The 16691-nt window shown below is 56.8% G+C and carries 13 protein-coding genes; 8 read left to right on the forward strand and 5 right to left on the reverse strand.

Annotated elements, in window-relative coordinates; all coding sequences use genetic code 11:
* Positions 1–38: 38 nt before the first annotated feature.
* Positions 39–497, reverse strand: coding sequence for an acetyltransferase (locus V6944_RS18205; protein WP_333499980.1), 459 nt, complete (start codon positions 495–497; stop codon positions 39–41).
* Positions 498–652: 155 nt separating this feature from the next.
* On the opposite strand from V6944_RS18205, the gene metA reads away from it, so the two are divergent.
* The 4 genes from metA (at position 653) to aceK (ending at position 6645) form a co-directional block, all read left to right on the forward strand.
* Positions 653–1582 (forward strand): homoserine O-acetyltransferase MetA, encoded by a 930-nt coding sequence (gene metA / locus V6944_RS18210; protein ID WP_185668422.1) that lies wholly within the window; start codon positions 653–655, stop codon positions 1580–1582.
* Between the two features lie 271 nt (positions 1583–1853).
* Positions 1854–3455, forward strand: coding sequence for a malate synthase A (aceB, locus tag V6944_RS18215; protein ID WP_333499981.1), 1602 nt, complete (start codon positions 1854–1856; stop codon positions 3453–3455).
* A 31-nt stretch (positions 3456–3486) separates the two neighbouring features.
* On the forward strand, positions 3487–4791 hold the full coding sequence (aceA, locus tag V6944_RS18220) for an isocitrate lyase (RefSeq protein ID WP_333499982.1): 1305 nt from the start codon (positions 3487–3489) through the stop codon (positions 4789–4791).
* A 102-nt stretch (positions 4792–4893) separates the two neighbouring features.
* Complete coding sequence (gene aceK / locus V6944_RS18225; RefSeq protein ID WP_333499983.1) at positions 4894–6645, forward strand: bifunctional isocitrate dehydrogenase kinase/phosphatase; 1752 nt, start codon at positions 4894–4896, stop codon at positions 6643–6645.
* Between the two features lie 22 nt (positions 6646–6667).
* Here the strand turns inward: aceK and iclR are convergent, their stop codons facing one another.
* Positions 6668–7492 (reverse strand): glyoxylate bypass operon transcriptional repressor IclR, encoded by an 825-nt coding sequence (gene iclR / locus V6944_RS18230; RefSeq protein WP_185668426.1) that lies wholly within the window; start codon positions 7490–7492, stop codon positions 6668–6670.
* 198 nt (positions 7493–7690) lie between these two features.
* Here iclR and metH point away from each other — a divergent pair, with 198 nt between their 5' ends.
* Together metH and V6944_RS18240 are read left to right on the forward strand one after the other, a co-directional pair.
* Complete coding sequence (gene metH / locus V6944_RS18235) at positions 7691–11374, forward strand: methionine synthase (RefSeq protein ID WP_333499984.1); 3684 nt, start codon at positions 7691–7693, stop codon at positions 11372–11374.
* 212 nt (positions 11375–11586) lie between these two features.
* On the forward strand, positions 11587–13218 hold the full coding sequence (locus V6944_RS18240; RefSeq protein WP_333499985.1) for a Na/Pi cotransporter family protein: 1632 nt from the start codon (positions 11587–11589) through the stop codon (positions 13216–13218).
* An 88-nt stretch (positions 13219–13306) separates the two neighbouring features.
* Here the strand turns inward: V6944_RS18240 and pepE are convergent, their stop codons facing one another.
* Positions 13307–13996: a dipeptidase PepE gene (gene pepE, locus V6944_RS18245; protein WP_185668505.1), complete on the reverse strand. Its 690-nt coding sequence runs from the start codon at positions 13994–13996 to the stop codon at positions 13307–13309.
* A gap of 196 nt (positions 13997–14192) precedes the next feature.
* On the opposite strand from pepE, the gene V6944_RS18250 reads away from it, so the two are divergent.
* On the forward strand, positions 14193–14486 hold the full coding sequence (locus tag V6944_RS18250; protein ID WP_333499986.1) for a type II toxin-antitoxin system CcdA family antitoxin: 294 nt from the start codon (positions 14193–14195) through the stop codon (positions 14484–14486).
* On the forward strand, positions 14486–14803 hold the full coding sequence (locus V6944_RS18255) for a CcdB family protein (RefSeq protein ID WP_333499987.1): 318 nt from the start codon (positions 14486–14488) through the stop codon (positions 14801–14803). The genes V6944_RS18250 and V6944_RS18255 overlap by 1 nt, the downstream gene beginning before the upstream one ends.
* 32 nt (positions 14804–14835) lie before the next feature.
* Here V6944_RS18255 and V6944_RS18260 read toward each other — a convergent pair whose 3' ends face one another.
* Both V6944_RS18260 and V6944_RS18265 read right to left on the reverse strand, forming a co-directional pair.
* A complete protein-coding gene (locus V6944_RS18260; RefSeq protein WP_333499988.1) occupies positions 14836–15648 on the reverse strand; it encodes a shikimate 5-dehydrogenase in 813 nt (270 codons plus the stop codon).
* A 21-nt stretch (positions 15649–15669) separates the two neighbouring features.
* Entirely contained in the window at positions 15670–16593 is a 924-nt protein-coding gene (locus tag V6944_RS18265; protein WP_333499989.1) for a sugar-binding transcriptional regulator, read from the reverse strand.
* Positions 16594–16691 lie beyond the last annotated feature (98 nt).

Consider the following 16691-nt stretch of genomic DNA (forward strand, 5'->3'; position numbering starts at 1 on the left):
CAGACGGTGATAATGAAACCGTAGCCCGGACGAGGCGTTTACGCCGACTCCGGGGAGGATGCACCGCAATAACGTAAATGCAGCAACGGATAAGGTCGCCCATGATCGTCCGTCTCCGACCGACCGGTCACGACAAATCCCATCTTCTGATAGAAACCCACCGCCTGCGCATTCTGCTCGTTTACATCCGTGGTCAGATCGGGAATTAGCGACAGCGCATGTTCAACCAACTTGCGCCCCACGCCGGTTCCTCGTGCATCAGGATCGACAAATAGCGCTTCCAGATGATGCTCAGACAGCAGCATAAACGCCACCGGCACATCATTATCATCTACCGCCACCCAGAGTGGGGCTTCCGGCAGAAATGCCCGTACCTGGACCTCAATATCGGCCCTATCCTGCGCAGAAAGAAAATCATGCGTCGCATCGACCGAACGACACCAAATCGCAATCAGCCGTTCGCCCTCATGGCGCTGTGAACGTCGAATTATCATCATTTTTCTCCTTTTCGAATCGTTTCAACATTCTACCCTATTAGTAATTGAAACTTTCTCACCTTCAACTTGCAGACTCGACATTTAACGGAAATCTGGGTATCGTTAGCTGTCTGGATGTCTAAACGTTTATACGTATGCTGTGAGGTAATAAGGTTATGCCGATTCGGGTGCAGGACGAGCTACCAGCCGTCAATTTCTTGCGTGATGAGAACGTCTTTGTGATGACCACGTCGCGTGCTACGGGTCAGGAAATTCGTCCTTTGAAGGTGCTGATCCTCAACCTGATGCCGAAGAAGATTGAGACAGAAAACCAATTTTTACGCCTTCTGTCAAACTCTCCGCTACAGCTGGATATCCAGCTCCTGCGTATTGATGCACGCGAGTCGCGTAATACACCAACGGAGCATCTTAATAACTTTTACTGCAATTTCGACGACATTCGCGACCAGAACTTCGATGGTTTGATAGTCACTGGTGCGCCGCTTGGGCTGGTAGAATTTAACGACGTTGCCTACTGGCCGCAGATCAAACAGGTGCTCGAGTGGGCCAAAGATCACGTCACGTCGACGCTGTTTGTCTGTTGGGCGGTACAGGCCGCGCTCAATATTCTCTATGGCATTCCTAAGCAAACCCGCAACGACAAGCTCTCCGGCGTTTATGAACACCACATTCTCCATCCGCATGCCCTGCTGACGCGCGGCTTTGACGATAGCTTCCTGGCCCCGCACTCTCGCTATGCCGACTTCCCGGCGCAGCTGATTCGTGACTATACCGACCTGGAAATTCTCGCCGAAACGGAAGGCGGTGACGCCTATCTGTTCGCCAGCAAAGACAAGCGCATCGCCTTTGTTACCGGCCACCCGGAATACGATGCCCATACCCTGGCGAGCGAGTTTTTCCGCGATGTGGATGCCGGTTTAACCCCGGAAGTACCGTATAACTACTTCCCGAAAGATGACCCAAATAACAAACCGCACGCGACCTGGCGCAGCCACGGAAATCTGCTGTTTGCTAACTGGCTCAACTACTACGTCTACCAGATCACACCGTACGATCTGCGGAATATGAACCCTACGCTGGATTGATCCTCTACCTTCCACGATCCTAAAGCGTTTCAGCATTCTCAATCAGGCACCTTCGGGTGCCTTTTTTGTTTCCGAAATAACCCCCAGTACAAAATAAATTTTTATCTTATTACTAATCAATAAGTTGTATTTATTTTAAATTTAAAATGGAAATTGTTTTTGTTTTTTTAATTTTATTGATTAGGATTAAAAGCGTTGAGCGAAAACTACACAACGATCTTCTGCTCAGCTGGCGGGGAAACTATTCGGATCACTCACGAGGAGCTGCACCATGACACAACAGGCCACAACAACCGATGAACTGGCTTTTCTGAAGCCTTCTGGCGCGCAGGAACAGCAGGTTCTGACTGCGGAAGCGGTGGAATTTCTGACCGAACTGGTGATCCGATTTACGCCTAAACGCAACAAGCTGCTGGCTGCACGTATCCAACAGCAGCAGGATATCGACGACGGCAAACTTCCAGGTTTTATTTCGGAAACTGCTTCCATTCGTCAGGGTGACTGGACGGTGCGCGGTATTCCGGCTGATTTGCAGGATCGTCGTGTAGAAATCACCGGGCCGGTTGAGCGCAAAATGGTGATTAACGCAATGAACGCCAACGTCAAAGTGTTCATGGCCGATTTTGAAGACTCCCTCGCGCCGGACTGGAATAAGGTCATTGAAGGTCAGATCAACCTGCGCGATGCCGTTAACGGCACCATCAGCTATACCAACGACGCGGGAAAAATCTACCAGCTCAAGCCCAACCCGGCGGTGCTCATCTGCCGCGTGCGCGGCCTGCACCTGCCAGAAAAACACGTGACATGGCGCGGTGAAGCCATCCCGGGCAGCCTGTTTGATTTCGCACTCTACTTCTTCCACAACTTCCAGGCGTTGCTGGCCAAAGGCAGCGGCCCCTATTTCTATCTGCCGAAAACGCAGGCCTGGCAGGAAGCGGCCTGGTGGAACGAGGTGTTCTGCTTTGCGGAAGACCGCTTTAACCTGCCGCGTGGCACCATCAAAGCCACGCTGCTGATTGAAACGCTGCCGGCGGTTTTCCAGATGGATGAAATTTTACACGCGCTGCGTGACCATATTGTTGGCCTGAACTGTGGCCGCTGGGACTACATCTTCAGCTATATCAAAACCCTGAAGAACCACCCGGACCGCGTCCTGCCGGATCGTCAGGTGGTGACGATGGATAAACCGTTCCTCAGCGCTTACTCGCGTCTGCTGATTAAAACCTGCCACAAGCGTGGCGCCTTCGCCATGGGCGGCATGGCGGCGTTTATCCCAAGCAAAGATGCCGAGCGTAACGCGCAGGTGCTGAATAAGGTGAAAGCGGATAAATCGCTGGAAGCCAATAACGGCCACGACGGCACCTGGGTGGCGCACCCCGGTCTGGCTGATACCGCAATGGCGGTGTTTAACGAGGTGCTGGGTGAGCGTCCAAACCAGTTAACCGTTTCCCGCGCTGACGACGCGCCGATTACCGCTGAAGAACTGCTTTCACCGTGCGACGGCGAGCGTACGGAAGAGGGGATGCGAGCCAACATTCGCGTGGCGGTGCAGTACATCGAAGCCTGGATCTCCGGCAACGGCTGCGTACCGATTTATGGCCTGATGGAAGATGCGGCAACCGCTGAGATCTCCCGTACTTCCATCTGGCAGTGGATCCACCATCAGAAGACGCTGAGCAACGGCAAACCGGTCACCAAACCGCTGTTCCGCCAGATGCTGGCCGAAGAGCTGCTGGTTATCAAAGACGAGCTGGGCGATGCGCGCTTCAGCGGCGGCCGTTTCGATGATGCCGCACGCCTGATGGAGCAGATCACCACCTCCGACGAACTTATCGACTTCTTGACCCTGCCTGGCTACCGCCTGCTGGCGTAATTCACCACATAACAATATGGAGCATCTGCACATGAAAACTCGTACCCAACAAATCGAAGATTTACAAAAAGAGTGGACGCAGCCTCGCTGGGAGGGCATTCGTCGCCCGTACAGCGCGGAAGAAGTGGTGAAACTGCGCGGGTCGGTCAACCCGGAATGTACGCTGGCTCAGCTTGGTGCCGCCAGAATGTGGCGTTTGCTGCACGGTGAATCGAAAAAGGGCTACGTCAACAGCCTTGGCGCGCTGACCGGCGGTCAGGCGCTGCAGCAGGCAAAAGCGGGTATTGAAGCGGTGTACCTGTCTGGCTGGCAGGTGGCGGCAGACGCGAACCTGGCCTCCAGCATGTACCCGGACCAGTCGCTCTACCCGGCGAACTCCGTCCCGGCGGTGGTCGACAGAATCAACAACACCTTCCGCCGTGCGGATCAAATTCAGTGGGCGAACGGTATTGAGCCAAACGACCCGTGCTATGTGGACTATTTCCTGCCGATCGTTGCGGATGCAGAAGCCGGCTTCGGTGGCGTACTGAACGCCTTTGAACTGATGAAGTCGATGATTGCAGCCGGTGCAGCGGCGGTGCACTTCGAAGATCAGCTGGCCTCAGTGAAAAAATGCGGTCACATGGGTGGCAAGGTGCTGGTACCGACTCAGGAAGCGATTCAGAAACTGGTTGCTGCGCGTCTGGCGGCCGATGTGATGGGCGTACCGACCCTGCTGATCGCCCGTACCGATGCGGATGCGGCGGATCTTATCACCTCCGACTGCGACCCGTACGATAGCGACTTTATCACCGGTGAGCGCACCAGCGAAGGCTTCTACCGTACCCATGCGGGCATTGAACAAGCCATTAGCCGCGGCCTGGCGTACGCGCCGTATGCTGACCTGGTATGGTGTGAAACCTCCACCCCGGATCTGGCGCTGGCGAAGCGCTTTGCCGACGCTATCCACGCGAAATACCCAGGCAAGCTGCTGGCCTACAACTGCTCGCCGTCATTCAACTGGCAGAAAAAGCTGGATGATAAAACCATCGCCAGCTTCCAGCAGCAGCTGTCAGATATGGGCTACAAGTACCAGTTCATCACCCTGGCGGGCATCCACAGCATGTGGTTCAACATGTTCGACCTGGCGCACTCTTACGCCCAGGGTGAGGGGATGAAGCACTACGTTGAGAAGGTGCAGCAGGCTGAGTTCGCCGCGGCGAAAGATGGCTACACCTTCGTTTCTCATCAGCAGGAAGTGGGCACCGGCTATTTCGATAATGTCACTACCATTATCCAGGGCGGCACCTCCTCGGTGACCGCGCTGACCGGCTCGACTGAAGAATCGCAGTTCTGATTACTGCCCGGTGGCGCAGCGCTTACCGGGCCTACAACAACATGTAGGCCGGAGAAGCGAACGCGCCATCCGGCATGACTCGGTGCCGGATGGGGAATAATAATGACGCGAGGCCTGGAATTACTGATTGCGCAGACCATTTTGCAGGGATTTGACGCCCAGTACGGGCGTTTTCTGGAAGTCACTTCCGGCGCACAGCAACGGTTTGAACAGGCCGACTGGCATGCGGTTCAGCAGGCGATGAAAAGCCGTATCCATCTGTACGACCACCACGTGGGGTTGGTGGTTGAACAGCTGCGCTGCATTACCGATGGTAAGAGCACCGATGCGGATTTTCTGCTGCGCGTTAAAGCGCAGTACACCCGCCTGCTGCCGGATTACCCGCGCTTTGAAATTGCCGAGAGCTTTTTTAACTCGGTCTATTGTCGATTATTCGATCACCGCTCGCTTAGCCCCGAGCGGTTATTTATTTTCAGCTCGCAGCCGGAGCGCCGCTTCCGCGCCATTCCCCGGCCGCTAGCGAAAGACTTCTTTCCCGAATATGGCTGGGAAGCGGTGATTTTCAAAATGCTCAGCGACCTGCCGCTGCGTCTGCCGTGGCAAAATAAATTCCGCGATGTTGGCTATATCATGGCGCACCTGAGCGAAACGCTGGGCGCTGAGATGCTGCATCGTGCGCATCTGCAAATTGCTAACGAACTGTTTTATCGTAATAAAGCGGCCTGGCTTATCGGTAAGCTCATCACGCCAAACGGTACGCTGCCGTTTTTAATCCCGATTCATCGCACCGATGAAGGGGAGCTTTTCGTCGATACCTGCCTCACCACCACCGAAGAGGCGAGCATCGTCTTTGGTTTCGCGCGTTCCTACTTTATGGTTTATGCCCCGCTGCCTGCCGCCCTGGTAGAGTGGCTGCGGGAGATCCTGCCGGGCAAAACCACCGCCGAACTGTATATGGCGATTGGCTGCCAGAAGCATGCGAAAACCGAAAGCTATCGTGAGTACCTGAACTATATCGCCAGCACCGACGAGCAGTTTATCGAAGCGCCGGGCATTCGCGGGATGGTGATGCTGGTATTTACGCTACCGGGCTTTGACCGGGTGTTTAAGGTGATCAAAGACCGCTTTGCGCCGCAAAAAGAGATGTCTGCCGCTCACGTACGCGCCTGCTACCAGCTGGTAAAAGAGCATGACCGCGTGGGCCGCATGGCGGATACCCAGGAATTTGAAAACTTCGTGCTGGATAAGCAGCAGATTGCGCCCGCGTTAATGGCGCTGTTGTTGCAGGAAGTGCCGGGTAAGATCGTCGATATGGGCGATAAAATTGCGATAAGCCATCTCTATATCGAACGCCGAATGGTGCCGCTGAATATCTGGCTGGAGCGGGTGGACGGTCAACCGCTGCGTGATGCGGTGGAGGAGTACGGCAACGCCATTCGCCAGCTTGCCGCCGCCAATATTTTCCCCGGCGATATGCTGTTTAAAAACTTCGGCGTAACCCGCCACGGCCGCGTGGTGTTCTACGACTACGATGAGATTTGCTATATGACGGAGGTGAACTTCCGCGATATTCCGCCGCCGCGCTACCCGGAAGATGAGCTCGCCAGCGAGCCCTGGTACAGCGTGTCGCCAGGGGATGTCTTCCCGGAAGAGTTCCGCCACTGGCTATGCGCCGACCCGCGTATCGGGCCGCTGTTTGAGGAGATGCACGCCGACCTGCTCAGCGCCGACTACTGGCGCGGCCTGCAGACGCGTATCAAAAATGGGCATGTGGAAGATGTTTATGCCTACCGCCGCAAGCAGAGGTTTTGCATCAGGTTTTCTCCCTCTCCTTGTGGGAGAGGGCCGGGGTGAGGGCATCAGGCCGCACGCAACCCTAACGAATTCCGCCGTACGCCAGCGTCACCTCTTTCGCCGCCTTAATCACCATCGCGCCAAACTCGGTGACCCGGTCGTCGGTAATGCGTGAAATCGGCCCGGAGATGGAGATGGCCGCAAACGGCTCGCGGTGCTCATCGTAAATACACGACGCCACGCAGCGCAGGCCGAGCGCATGCTCTTCATCATCAAACGAATAGCCGCGCTTGCGCGTCTGGGCCAAATCGTCCTTCAGATGCACCGGCGACACCAGCGTGGCGTGGGTGTAAGCGTGTAGCCCCTTACGGTGCAAAAGGCTGGTGACTTCCTCTTCGCTCAACTGAGATAAAAACGCTTTGCCCGCGCCGGAGGCATGCATCGGCAGCTTGCCGCCAATCGGGGCGGACATACGCATCAGCTGCGTACACTGCACCTGGTCGATAATAATCGCCTGATGATCGCTCTTATCAAGCACCGCCAGATTCACCGTCTCGCCGGAGTCTTCCATCAGCTTACGCAGAATCGGGTGCACGATCGCCAGCAGATTACGGCTTTGCAGGAAGCTGCTGCCGACGATAAAGGCGTGTGCGCCCACGGACCAGTGGCCCAGTTCTCCTACCTGACGCACGAACCCCAACTGCTGCATGGTGGTGAGCAGGCGGTGCGTGGTGGAGTTCGGTAGCCCAGCCTGCTGCGCGAGTTCGGTCAGCGCGACGCTGCTATGGGATTCGGCAATCCACTCCAGCAGCTTCAGGCCGCGGGTCAGTGATTGTACCTGGCCAGTTGCGGGGGCAGCGGCAGGGGCGGGTTTTCTACCGCGTTTCGCAGGAACGTTGGCAACCATCGCAACTCCTTTCTGTATCGTGGAAATTGTTTTCGTTTTTATTGATTATAATACAACCGTTCGTATTACTGCTCCGATGAGTCATGTTGAACATGTCTCAAGTAGCAAGTTGTTTCCTTTTCCACCCTCACAGTTTATGCCAGTATGCTTTATTGCCTTTTTATGTCTGGGTTTCGTTGAGCGGTGTCGGGAGTGCTTGTGAGCAGCAAAGTGGAGCAACTGCGTGCGCAGTTAAATGAACGTATTCTGGTTCTGGACGGGGGCATGGGCACCATGATCCAGGGCTATCGTCTGAGCGAGCAGGACTTCCGCGGCGAGCGTTTCGCCGACTGGCCCTGTGACCTGAAGGGAAACAACGACCTGCTGGTGCTCAGCAAGCCGGAGGTGATCGGCGCTATCCATAACGCCTACTTTGAAGCGGGCGCGGATATCATTGAAACCAACACCTTTAACTCCACGACCATCGCCATGGCGGATTACCAGATGGAATCCCTGTCGGCGGAGATTAACTACGCCGCGGCGAAGCTGGCGCGCGCCTGTGCCGACGAATGGACGGCGCGCACGCCGAATAAACCGCGCTACGTCGCGGGCGTGCTTGGCCCAACCAACCGTACTGCGTCTATCTCACCGGACGTCAACGACCCGGCTTACCGTAACGTCACCTTCGATCAGTTGGTGGCTGCCTACCGTGAGTCCACCAAAGCGCTGGTGGAGGGCGGTAGCGACCTGATCCTGATTGAGACCGTCTTCGATACCCTGAACGCCAAAGCGGCGATTTTTGCGGTGAAGGAAGAGTTTGAAGCGCTGGGCGTTGACCTGCCGATCATGATTTCCGGCACCATCACCGACGCCTCCGGGCGTACGCTCTCCGGCCAGACCACCGAAGCATTCTACAACTCCCTGCGTCACGCTGACGCCCTGACCTTCGGCCTCAACTGTGCGTTAGGCCCGGATGAACTGCGCCAGTACGTACAGGAGCTGTCGCGCATTGCGGAATGCTACGTGACCGCGCACCCGAACGCCGGTCTGCCGAACGCCTTCGGCGAGTACGACCTCGATGCCGACACGATGGCCGCCCAGATTCAGGAATGGGCGCAGGCGGGCTTCCTCAACGTGGTCGGCGGCTGCTGCGGCACCACGCCAGAACACATTGCGGCGATGAGCCGCGCCGTCGAAGGTTTACCGCCGCGCAAGCTGCCGGATCTGCCGGTTGCTTGCCGTCTGTCAGGCCTTGAGCCGCTGAACATCGGCGACGACAGCCTGTTTGTCAACGTCGGTGAACGTACCAACGTCACCGGTTCGGCGAAATTTAAGCGCCTGATCAAAGAAGAGAAATACAACGAAGCGCTGGACGTGGCCCGCCAGCAGGTGGAAAGCGGCGCGCAGATCATCGACATCAACATGGATGAAGGGATGCTCGACGCCGAAGCGGCGATGGTGCGTTTCCTCAACCTGATTGCCGGTGAGCCGGATATTGCCCGCGTACCGATCATGATCGACTCTTCCAAATGGGAGGTTATCGAAAAAGGGCTGAAGTGCATCCAGGGCAAGGGCATCGTCAACTCCATCTCGATGAAAGAGGGCGTTGAGCCGTTTATCGCACACGCGAAAAAGGTGCGTCGCTACGGCGCGGCGATGGTGGTGATGGCCTTTGATGAAGTGGGTCAGGCCGACACCCGCGAACGCAAAATTGAGATTTGCCGCCGCGCCTACAACATTCTGACCCAAGAGGTGGACTTCCCGCCGGAAGACATCATCTTTGACCCGAATATCTTCGCCGTGGCTACCGGCATTGAAGAGCACAACAACTATGCGCAGGACTTTATCGGTGCCTGCGAAGACATCAAACGCGAACTGCCACACGCGCTGATCTCCGGCGGTGTATCTAACGTATCGTTCTCGTTCCGCGGCAACGACCCGGTACGTGAAGCGATCCACGCGGTGTTCCTCTACTACGCCATCCGTAACGGCATGGACATGGGGATCGTCAACGCTGGTCAGCTGGCGATTTATGACGACCTGCCGGCCGAGCTGCGCGATGCGGTAGAAGACGTGATCCTCAACCGTCGCGACGACGGCACTGAGCGTCTGCTGGAGCTGGCCGAAAAATATCGCGGCAGCAAAACCGACGAGACCGCCAACGCGCAACAGGCTGAATGGCGCAGTTGGGACGTGAAAAAGCGTCTCGAATACTCGCTGGTGAAAGGCATTACCGAATTTATCGAACTCGACACTGAAGAGGCCCGCCAACAGGCCACGCGCCCAATTGAGGTTATCGAAGGGCCGTTAATGGACGGCATGAACGTGGTCGGCGACCTGTTCGGCGAGGGCAAAATGTTCCTGCCGCAGGTGGTGAAATCGGCCCGCGTGATGAAGCAGGCGGTGGCCTATCTCGAACCGTACATTGAAGCCAGCAAAGAGAAAGGCTCCAGTAACGGCAAGATGGTTATCGCAACCGTGAAGGGCGACGTACACGACATCGGCAAAAACATCGTTGGCGTGGTGCTGCAGTGTAATAACTACGAAATCATCGACCTCGGCGTGATGGTGCCGGCGGATAAAATCCTCAAAACTGCCAAAGAGGTGAATGCGGATCTGATTGGCCTCTCTGGCCTGATTACCCCATCGCTGGATGAAATGGTCAACGTGGCAAAAGAGATGGAGCGTCAGGGCTTTACCATTCCGCTGCTGATTGGCGGCGCGACCACCTCAAAAGCGCATACCGCGGTGAAAATCGAGCAGAACTACAGCGGCCCAACGGTCTATGTACAGAACGCCTCGCGCACCGTTGGCGTTGTCGCGGCGTTGCTCTCGGATACTCAGCACGACGACTTTGTTGCTCGTACGCGTAAAGAGTACGAAACCGTGCGTATTCAGCACGGGCGTAAGAAACCACGCACGCCGCCGGTGACGCTGGCTGCGGCGCGTGAAAACGATCTGGCGTTCGACTGGGAAAACTACACCCCGCCGGTGGCGCATCGACTGGGCGTGCAGGAAGTCGAAGCCAGCATCGAAACGCTACGTAACTACATCGACTGGACGCCGTTCTTTATGACCTGGTCGCTGGCCGGGAAGTATCCGCGCATTCTCGAAGATGAAGTGGTGGGGGAAGAGGCGAAGCGCCTGTTCAAAGATGCCAACGACATGCTGGATATGCTGAGTGCGGAGAAATCCCTCAACCCCCGTGGCGTCGTCGGGCTGTTCCCGGCCAACCGCGTGGGTGACGATGTGGAAATCTATCGCGACGAAACGCGCACCCACGTGCTGACCGTCAGCCGTCATCTGCGTCAGCAAACGGAGAAAGTCGGCTTTGCTAACTACTGCCTGTCTGACTTTGTGGCGCCGAAAACCTCCGGCAAAGCGGACTACATCGGTGCCTTCGCGGTAACCGGTGGTCTGGAAGAAGATGCTCTGGCCGATGCGTTTGAAGCGCAGCACGATGATTACAACAAGATCATGGTGAAGGCGATTTCTGACCGTCTGGCGGAAGCCTTCGCCGAGTATCTGCATGAGCGCGTGCGTAAGGTTTACTGGGGCTATGCGCCGAATGAAAACCTGAGCAACGAAGAGCTGATCCGCGAAAACTACCAGGGGATTCGCCCGGCACCGGGCTACCCGGCCTGCCCGGAACATACCGAGAAGGGCACCATCTGGGAGCTGCTGGACGTGGAAACCCACACCGGCATGAAGCTGACCGAATCCTTCGCCATGTGGCCAGGCGCGTCGGTCTCCGGTTGGTACTTCAGCCACCCGGACAGCAAGTACTACGCGGTGGCGCAGATCCAGCGCGACCAGGTTGAGGATTACGCCTTCCGTAAAGGGATGAGCGTGGCGGAAGTGGAGCGCTGGCTGGCGCCGAACCTCGGCTACGATGCCGACTGATTCACAAAACCGTCATCTTTCCTTACAACTAACAGGGCGCTCTTAGGGCGCCCTGTCTCTTTATTGTGCGTAAACCCTTATACTGAAAGAAGGCTCACGCGCGCTGTACACCTTTTCCGGCCAGCATAGGGATGATTTGTCGGCCTGATAAGCGCAGCGCCAACAGGCATATGAGCCTCAGGAACCCATAACAATAAGGAGAAAATGATTCCGTGTTAACTCTGCTGCACCTGCTTTCTGCCGTCTCGCTGTTGGTGTGGGGCACCCATATCGTGCGTACTGGCGTGATGCGCGTCTTCGGCGCGCGCCTGCGTACCGTGCTCAGCCGCAGCGTCGAGAAAAAACCGCTCGCCTTCTGCGCGGGTATTGGTGTTACCGCGCTGGTCCAGAGCAGTAATGCCACCACTATGCTGGTGACCTCCTTTGTCGCGCAGGATCTGGTCGCCCTGACGCCTGCGCTGGTGATTGTGCTGGGCGCCGACGTGGGGACCGCGCTGATGGCGCGTATCCTGACCTTCGATCTGTCGTGGCTGTCGCCGCTGCTGATATTTATCGGCGTAGCCTTTTTCCTTGGCCGCAAGCAGACCCGCGAAGGGCAGCTTGGCCGCGTCGGGATTGGCCTGGGGCTTATCCTGCTGGCGCTGGAATTAATTGTTCAGGCGGTCAGACCGATTACCGAAGCCAACGGCGTACAGGTGATTTTTGCCTCGCTGACCGGCGATATTCTGCTGGATGCCCTGATTGGTGCGGTGTTTGCCATCATCAGTTACTCCAGCCTGGCGGCGGTACTGCTGACGGCGACGCTGACCACCGCAGGGATTATCTCTTTCCCGGTGGCGCTGTGCCTGGTGATTGGCGCCAACCTGGGCTCTGGCCTGCTGGCGATGCTCAACAACAGCGCCGCGAACGCCGCTGCCCGCCGCGTGGCGCTGGGAAGCCTGCTGTTCAAGCTGGTGGGCAGCCTGATCATTCTGCCGTTCGTCCACATGTTGGCCGACGTGATGCACAAGCTGCCGCTGCCGGAGTCCGAGTTGGTTATCTACTTCCACGTCTTCTACAACCTGATTCGCTGCCTGGCGATGGTACCGTTCGCCGAGCCGATGGCGCGACTCTGTAAGCGTCTGATTCGCGATGAACCGGAGCTGGACGCCAACCTCAAGCCGAAGCACCTGGACGTGACCGCGCTGGATACCCCAACGCTAGCGCTGGCTAATGCTGCCCGAGAAACGCTACGCATCGGTGATGCCACTGAGCAGATGCTGGATGGGTTAAAGAAGGTGATGCACGGCGAGCCGCGTGAAGAGAAAAACCTGCGTAAGCAGGCGGATGATATCAATGTGCTCTACACCGCCATCAAGCTCTATCTGGCGCGAATGCCGAAAGATGAGCTGGCGGAAGAGGAGTCCCGCCGCTGGGCGGAGATTATCGAAATGTCGCTTAACCTCGAACAGGCTTCGGACATTATCGAGCGCATGGGCAGCGAGATTGCCGACAAATCGCTGGCTGCGCGCCGTGCCTTCTCGGTTGAGGGGTTAAAAGAGCTGGAGGCGTTGTATGAGCTGTTGTTAAGTAACCTGCAGCTGGCGATGTCAGTGTTCTTCGCCGGTGACGTCACCAGCGCCCGTCGCCTGCGTCGCAGCAAGCACCGGTTCCGTATTCTGAACCGCCGCTACGCGCACGCGCACGTCGACCGCCTGCACCAGCAGAACGTGCAGAGTATTGAAACCAGTACTCTGCACCTGGCGTTGCTGGGTGACATGCTGCGCCTGAACTCACTATTCTGCTCCGTTGCCTACAGCGTGCTGGAGCAGCCGGATGAAGACGACGACCGCGACGATTACTAGCGCAACCCCGGCGTCGCTGCGCTCGGCCGGGCTACCTTGATGATACGTAGCCCGGGCGAGGCGTTTACGCCGACCCCGGGTTTACGGCTCAGAAGCGATGCCCTTCCTCCAGCGCCACTGCCTCTTCGCCCGCTCTGAACACATAGGTCGTACGCGGCCCGCCAAGCGTCGCTTCCCCGTTTGCCACCTGAATCCAGTTGCCTTCCGGCAGACCAATCACCGTTAATTCCGGCGCCACGACCAACAGTTCGCGAATACGCTGCTCGCGGGTTTCGCCTTTATGGCCTTCCGGCAGCGCGTTGGTGAAGTGCGGGTTAATCTGCAGCGGGAACAGCCCCAGCGCATCAAACCCTTTCGGATCGACAATCGGCATATCGTTGGTGGTACGGATGGTCTGGCAGGCGAGGTTCGCGCCCGCGCTCCAGCCTACGTACAGCGCACCGCGCTTCACTACGTCGACAATCGGTGCCAGCAGCCCGCGCTCGCGGCTCTCTTTCAGCAGCTGGAAGGTGTTGCCGCCGCCGACGATAATCACCTCGGCATTTTCAATCGCGGAAATAGGATCTGCCACGCTATGGATACCGGTGACCGTCACGCCCAGCGGCGCCAGAACGGCGGCGGTTTTTGCCGTGTACTCGTCCCAGGTCTGCGTCACGCCTGCAAACGGCAGAAACACCGCGCGACGGCGGCCGTTCAACTGTCCGGCAATCAGCGGCAGCGCGTGTTCCAGCCAGGCTTTACCTGGCAGCGTTGAGTTACTCAGCAGAAGTAAGTCCATCATTTCTCCTATTTATCAGAAAATTATCGAGCAGGGCAGCATGTTATCACCCTGCGTCAGGCTGCTTGCTGATGTAGTTCACGATGTTGCAGTCGATACTCTGGAAGCGTGCTCGCAGGAACGATAAGTGTGGCATGACAGATGGTGTTGCGGCGTTTATTTTTCACCCTCAACGCTAAAGAGTAAGGAATAGAAAATGCTCGCTTATTACGCTAACCTGAGACAAATTATGCGCATTACTATGGGGGTGCTTATGCGCACGTCTTCTGGTGTAAAAAAATCCGTCAACGTCTCTCTGGCACCTGAAATTCTGGAGGAGGCGCGTAAACTCAAAATCAATTTGTCTGCGGTACTCACGGAAGCCTTGCTGGAAAAATTTCGCGAAAGCCATCGAGACGCGTGGCTACGAGAGAATAAAAAAGCGATTGAGTCCGTCAACCAATGGGTGGATGAAAACGGTTCGTTCAGCGACTTTCAAAGGCCATTTTGATGGACCAGTATTGCGCCTATGAAAATCAGGGGAGTGGGAAACAGGCCTATCCCTACTTAATTAATCTACAGCATCCCGTTGCGAACGTTTTAAAGCATGTCCTCGTTGCGCCCGCGATGGCATTGAGCCAGCTTCCGGGAGGAATTCCTCCGGCTAAAGTCTGCCCTGTCGTCACTATTTGTGGGCACTCCTATGTGGTGATGACGCATATGATGGCGGGGATACCGGCGAAAGAGTTGGGGGAGTGCGTGGCCGATTTACAGCAGGAACGCGTTGCGCTCTGTAATGCGGTAGATTTTATCCTAAGCGGCTATTAGCGCGCCCGCGAAGGCGCGCAGAATGGATGCGCTTACCCCGCTCTGGCAAACGCCGCTGCTTCGGCAACCAGCGCATCGTCCGGCCGCACCCCGGTGTACATCACAAACTGCTCCACTGCCTGCAGAGCAATCACTTCAGCACCGCTGATGGTCTTTTTCCCCAGGCGCTGGGCGAGCTGAATCACCGGCGTTTCCGGCGGCAGGGCCACCACGTCAAACACCACGCTGGCGCGTGCCACCATCGCTTCACTAAAGGCAAGCTGCTCGCTCTCTTTACCGCCCGCCATGCCGATAGGCGTGACGTTAACCAGAATATCAATACCGTCAGCGTCCGGCCGTGCCTGCCACTGGAAGCCGTACTGTTTTGCCAGTGCGGTGCCGTTGGCTTCATTGCGAGCGGCGATAATCACGTCGCTAAAGCCTGCGTCGCGGAAGGCGGCAATCACCGCTTTACCCATCCCGCCGCTGCCCTGAATCATCACGCGGGCGGAGGTATCAAGCTGGTGGCTGGTAATCAGGCTTTTTACCGCGATGTAGTCGGTGTTAAACCCGGTCAGATGGCCGTTATCATTGACGATGGTGTTGACGGAGTCGATGACCCTGGCTGACGGATCGATAGCATCCAGAAACGCCATGCAGCTCTCTTTAAACGGCATCGACACCGCGCAGCCGCGGATACCCAGCGCGCGAACGCCTTTCACTGCCGCCTCAATATCCTGCGTGGTAAAGGCTTTATAGATAAAATTCAGCCCCAGTTTTTCATACAGATAGTTATGAAAGCGCGTGCCAAAGTTGCCGGGGCGGCCGGCAAGCGACATGCACAGCTGGGTATCGCGGTTAATCATGGTCATGTCCTCGTTAATGTTTTACTGCACTAAATATTCTGCGGTGGCCCGGTCGGTGACCAGCGCGTTGATATGCTGCCCGCGCAGCGCGCCAAGGATAGCGGCATGTTTCTCTTCACCGCTTGCCAGGCCGATGACATAGCGGGCATGCTTTAAGCCCTTGAGCTCAATGGAGAGCGTTTTGTCCTGCATCGCGGTGGCAACGGGCGTGCCGTCAACGGCAAAAAAGCGCGAGCAGATGTCTCCTGCCACCTGAAGCGCCTCCAGCTCATCGCTTTGCGCATTACCGTAAAATGCTTGCCAGTTGGCCGCATGACGAATAGCGGGGGAGCCGATGCCAACCAGCGCGATGTCCAGACGCCGCCAGTACTCGGCCAGCGTCTGAAAATGCTGGGATTGCATGATGCCCTGGCGAATCAGCGGGTTATCCAGCAAAGCCGGGAAGTCTGCGAGATACGACTCGCCCTTTAACCGCGTGGCGGCGCTGTAGGTTAGGGTGTTGACGTGGTAGCGGCTTGGAAGCTTGCCAGAGGGTCCGCCAACGATAGGCACGCACACCAGCGGGCGAGGCTGACTGGACTGCGGTAACGCCTCGACCAGCGCGCTGACCGCGCGTCCCCAGCCGAATCCAATCACGACGTTGGGCGACAGCAGCCGTTCAAACAGCTGCGCGCCGTAAATTCCTGTCTCGCTCTCTTGTGGCGCCACGACGGCCTCTTTCAGACCAAATTTCTGCTTCAGCCGTTCTTCCAGCCACAAACCATCGTTGTAGTCATAGTTGATGGCGATGGTCACGACGCCCAGCTCGCGCCCGCGCTTGAGCAGGCGGCTAATGGTGGTGCGATAAATCCCCAACTGGTTGGCGATTTGCGCCTGCGTCATCTCCTGCTCGTAATAAAGTTGGGCAATTTTCACGATCAGACGGATATCGTCGCTGTTTTCCATCGAAGTGACTGACTCCTGCACATATGTGCAAAACGTAAAAACGGATTCTCGATCTGGTATAACGCCGTCATGTCGGGAGTTCAAGCGTATTTATGGGA

This window comes from Kluyvera sp. CHPC 1.2972 (assembly GCF_036759925.1).
Taxonomy (GTDB): domain Bacteria; phylum Pseudomonadota; class Gammaproteobacteria; order Enterobacterales; family Enterobacteriaceae; genus Kluyvera.

Bases quoted from the DNA above. Each gene is read 5' to 3' on its own strand.
- V6944_RS18265 (WP_333499989.1), bottom strand. From the start codon at position 16,593: ATGGAAAACAGCGACGATATCCGTCTGATCGTGAAAATTGCCCAACTT.
- V6944_RS18205 (WP_333499980.1), bottom strand. From the start codon at position 497: ATGATGATAATTCGACGTTCACAGCGCCATGAGGGCGAACGGCTGATT.
- V6944_RS18250 (WP_333499986.1), top strand. From the start codon at position 14,193: ATGCTCGCTTATTACGCTAACCTGAGACAAATTATGCGCATTACTATG.
- metA (WP_185668422.1), top strand. From the start codon at position 653: ATGCCGATTCGGGTGCAGGACGAGCTACCAGCCGTCAATTTCTTGCGT.
- aceA (WP_333499982.1), top strand. From the start codon at position 3,487: ATGAAAACTCGTACCCAACAAATCGAAGATTTACAAAAAGAGTGGACG.
- V6944_RS18260 (WP_333499988.1), bottom strand. From the start codon at position 15,648: ATGATTAACCGCGATACCCAGCTGTGCATGTCGCTTGCCGGCCGCCCC.
- iclR (WP_185668426.1), bottom strand. From the start codon at position 7,492: ATGGTTGCCAACGTTCCTGCGAAACGCGGTAGAAAACCCGCCCCTGCC.
- aceK (WP_333499983.1), top strand. From the start codon at position 4,894: ATGACGCGAGGCCTGGAATTACTGATTGCGCAGACCATTTTGCAGGGA.
- V6944_RS18255 (WP_333499987.1), top strand. From the start codon at position 14,486: ATGGACCAGTATTGCGCCTATGAAAATCAGGGGAGTGGGAAACAGGCC.
- aceB (WP_333499981.1), top strand. From the start codon at position 1,854: ATGACACAACAGGCCACAACAACCGATGAACTGGCTTTTCTGAAGCCT.
- pepE (WP_185668505.1), bottom strand. From the start codon at position 13,996: ATGGACTTACTTCTGCTGAGTAACTCAACGCTGCCAGGTAAAGCCTGG.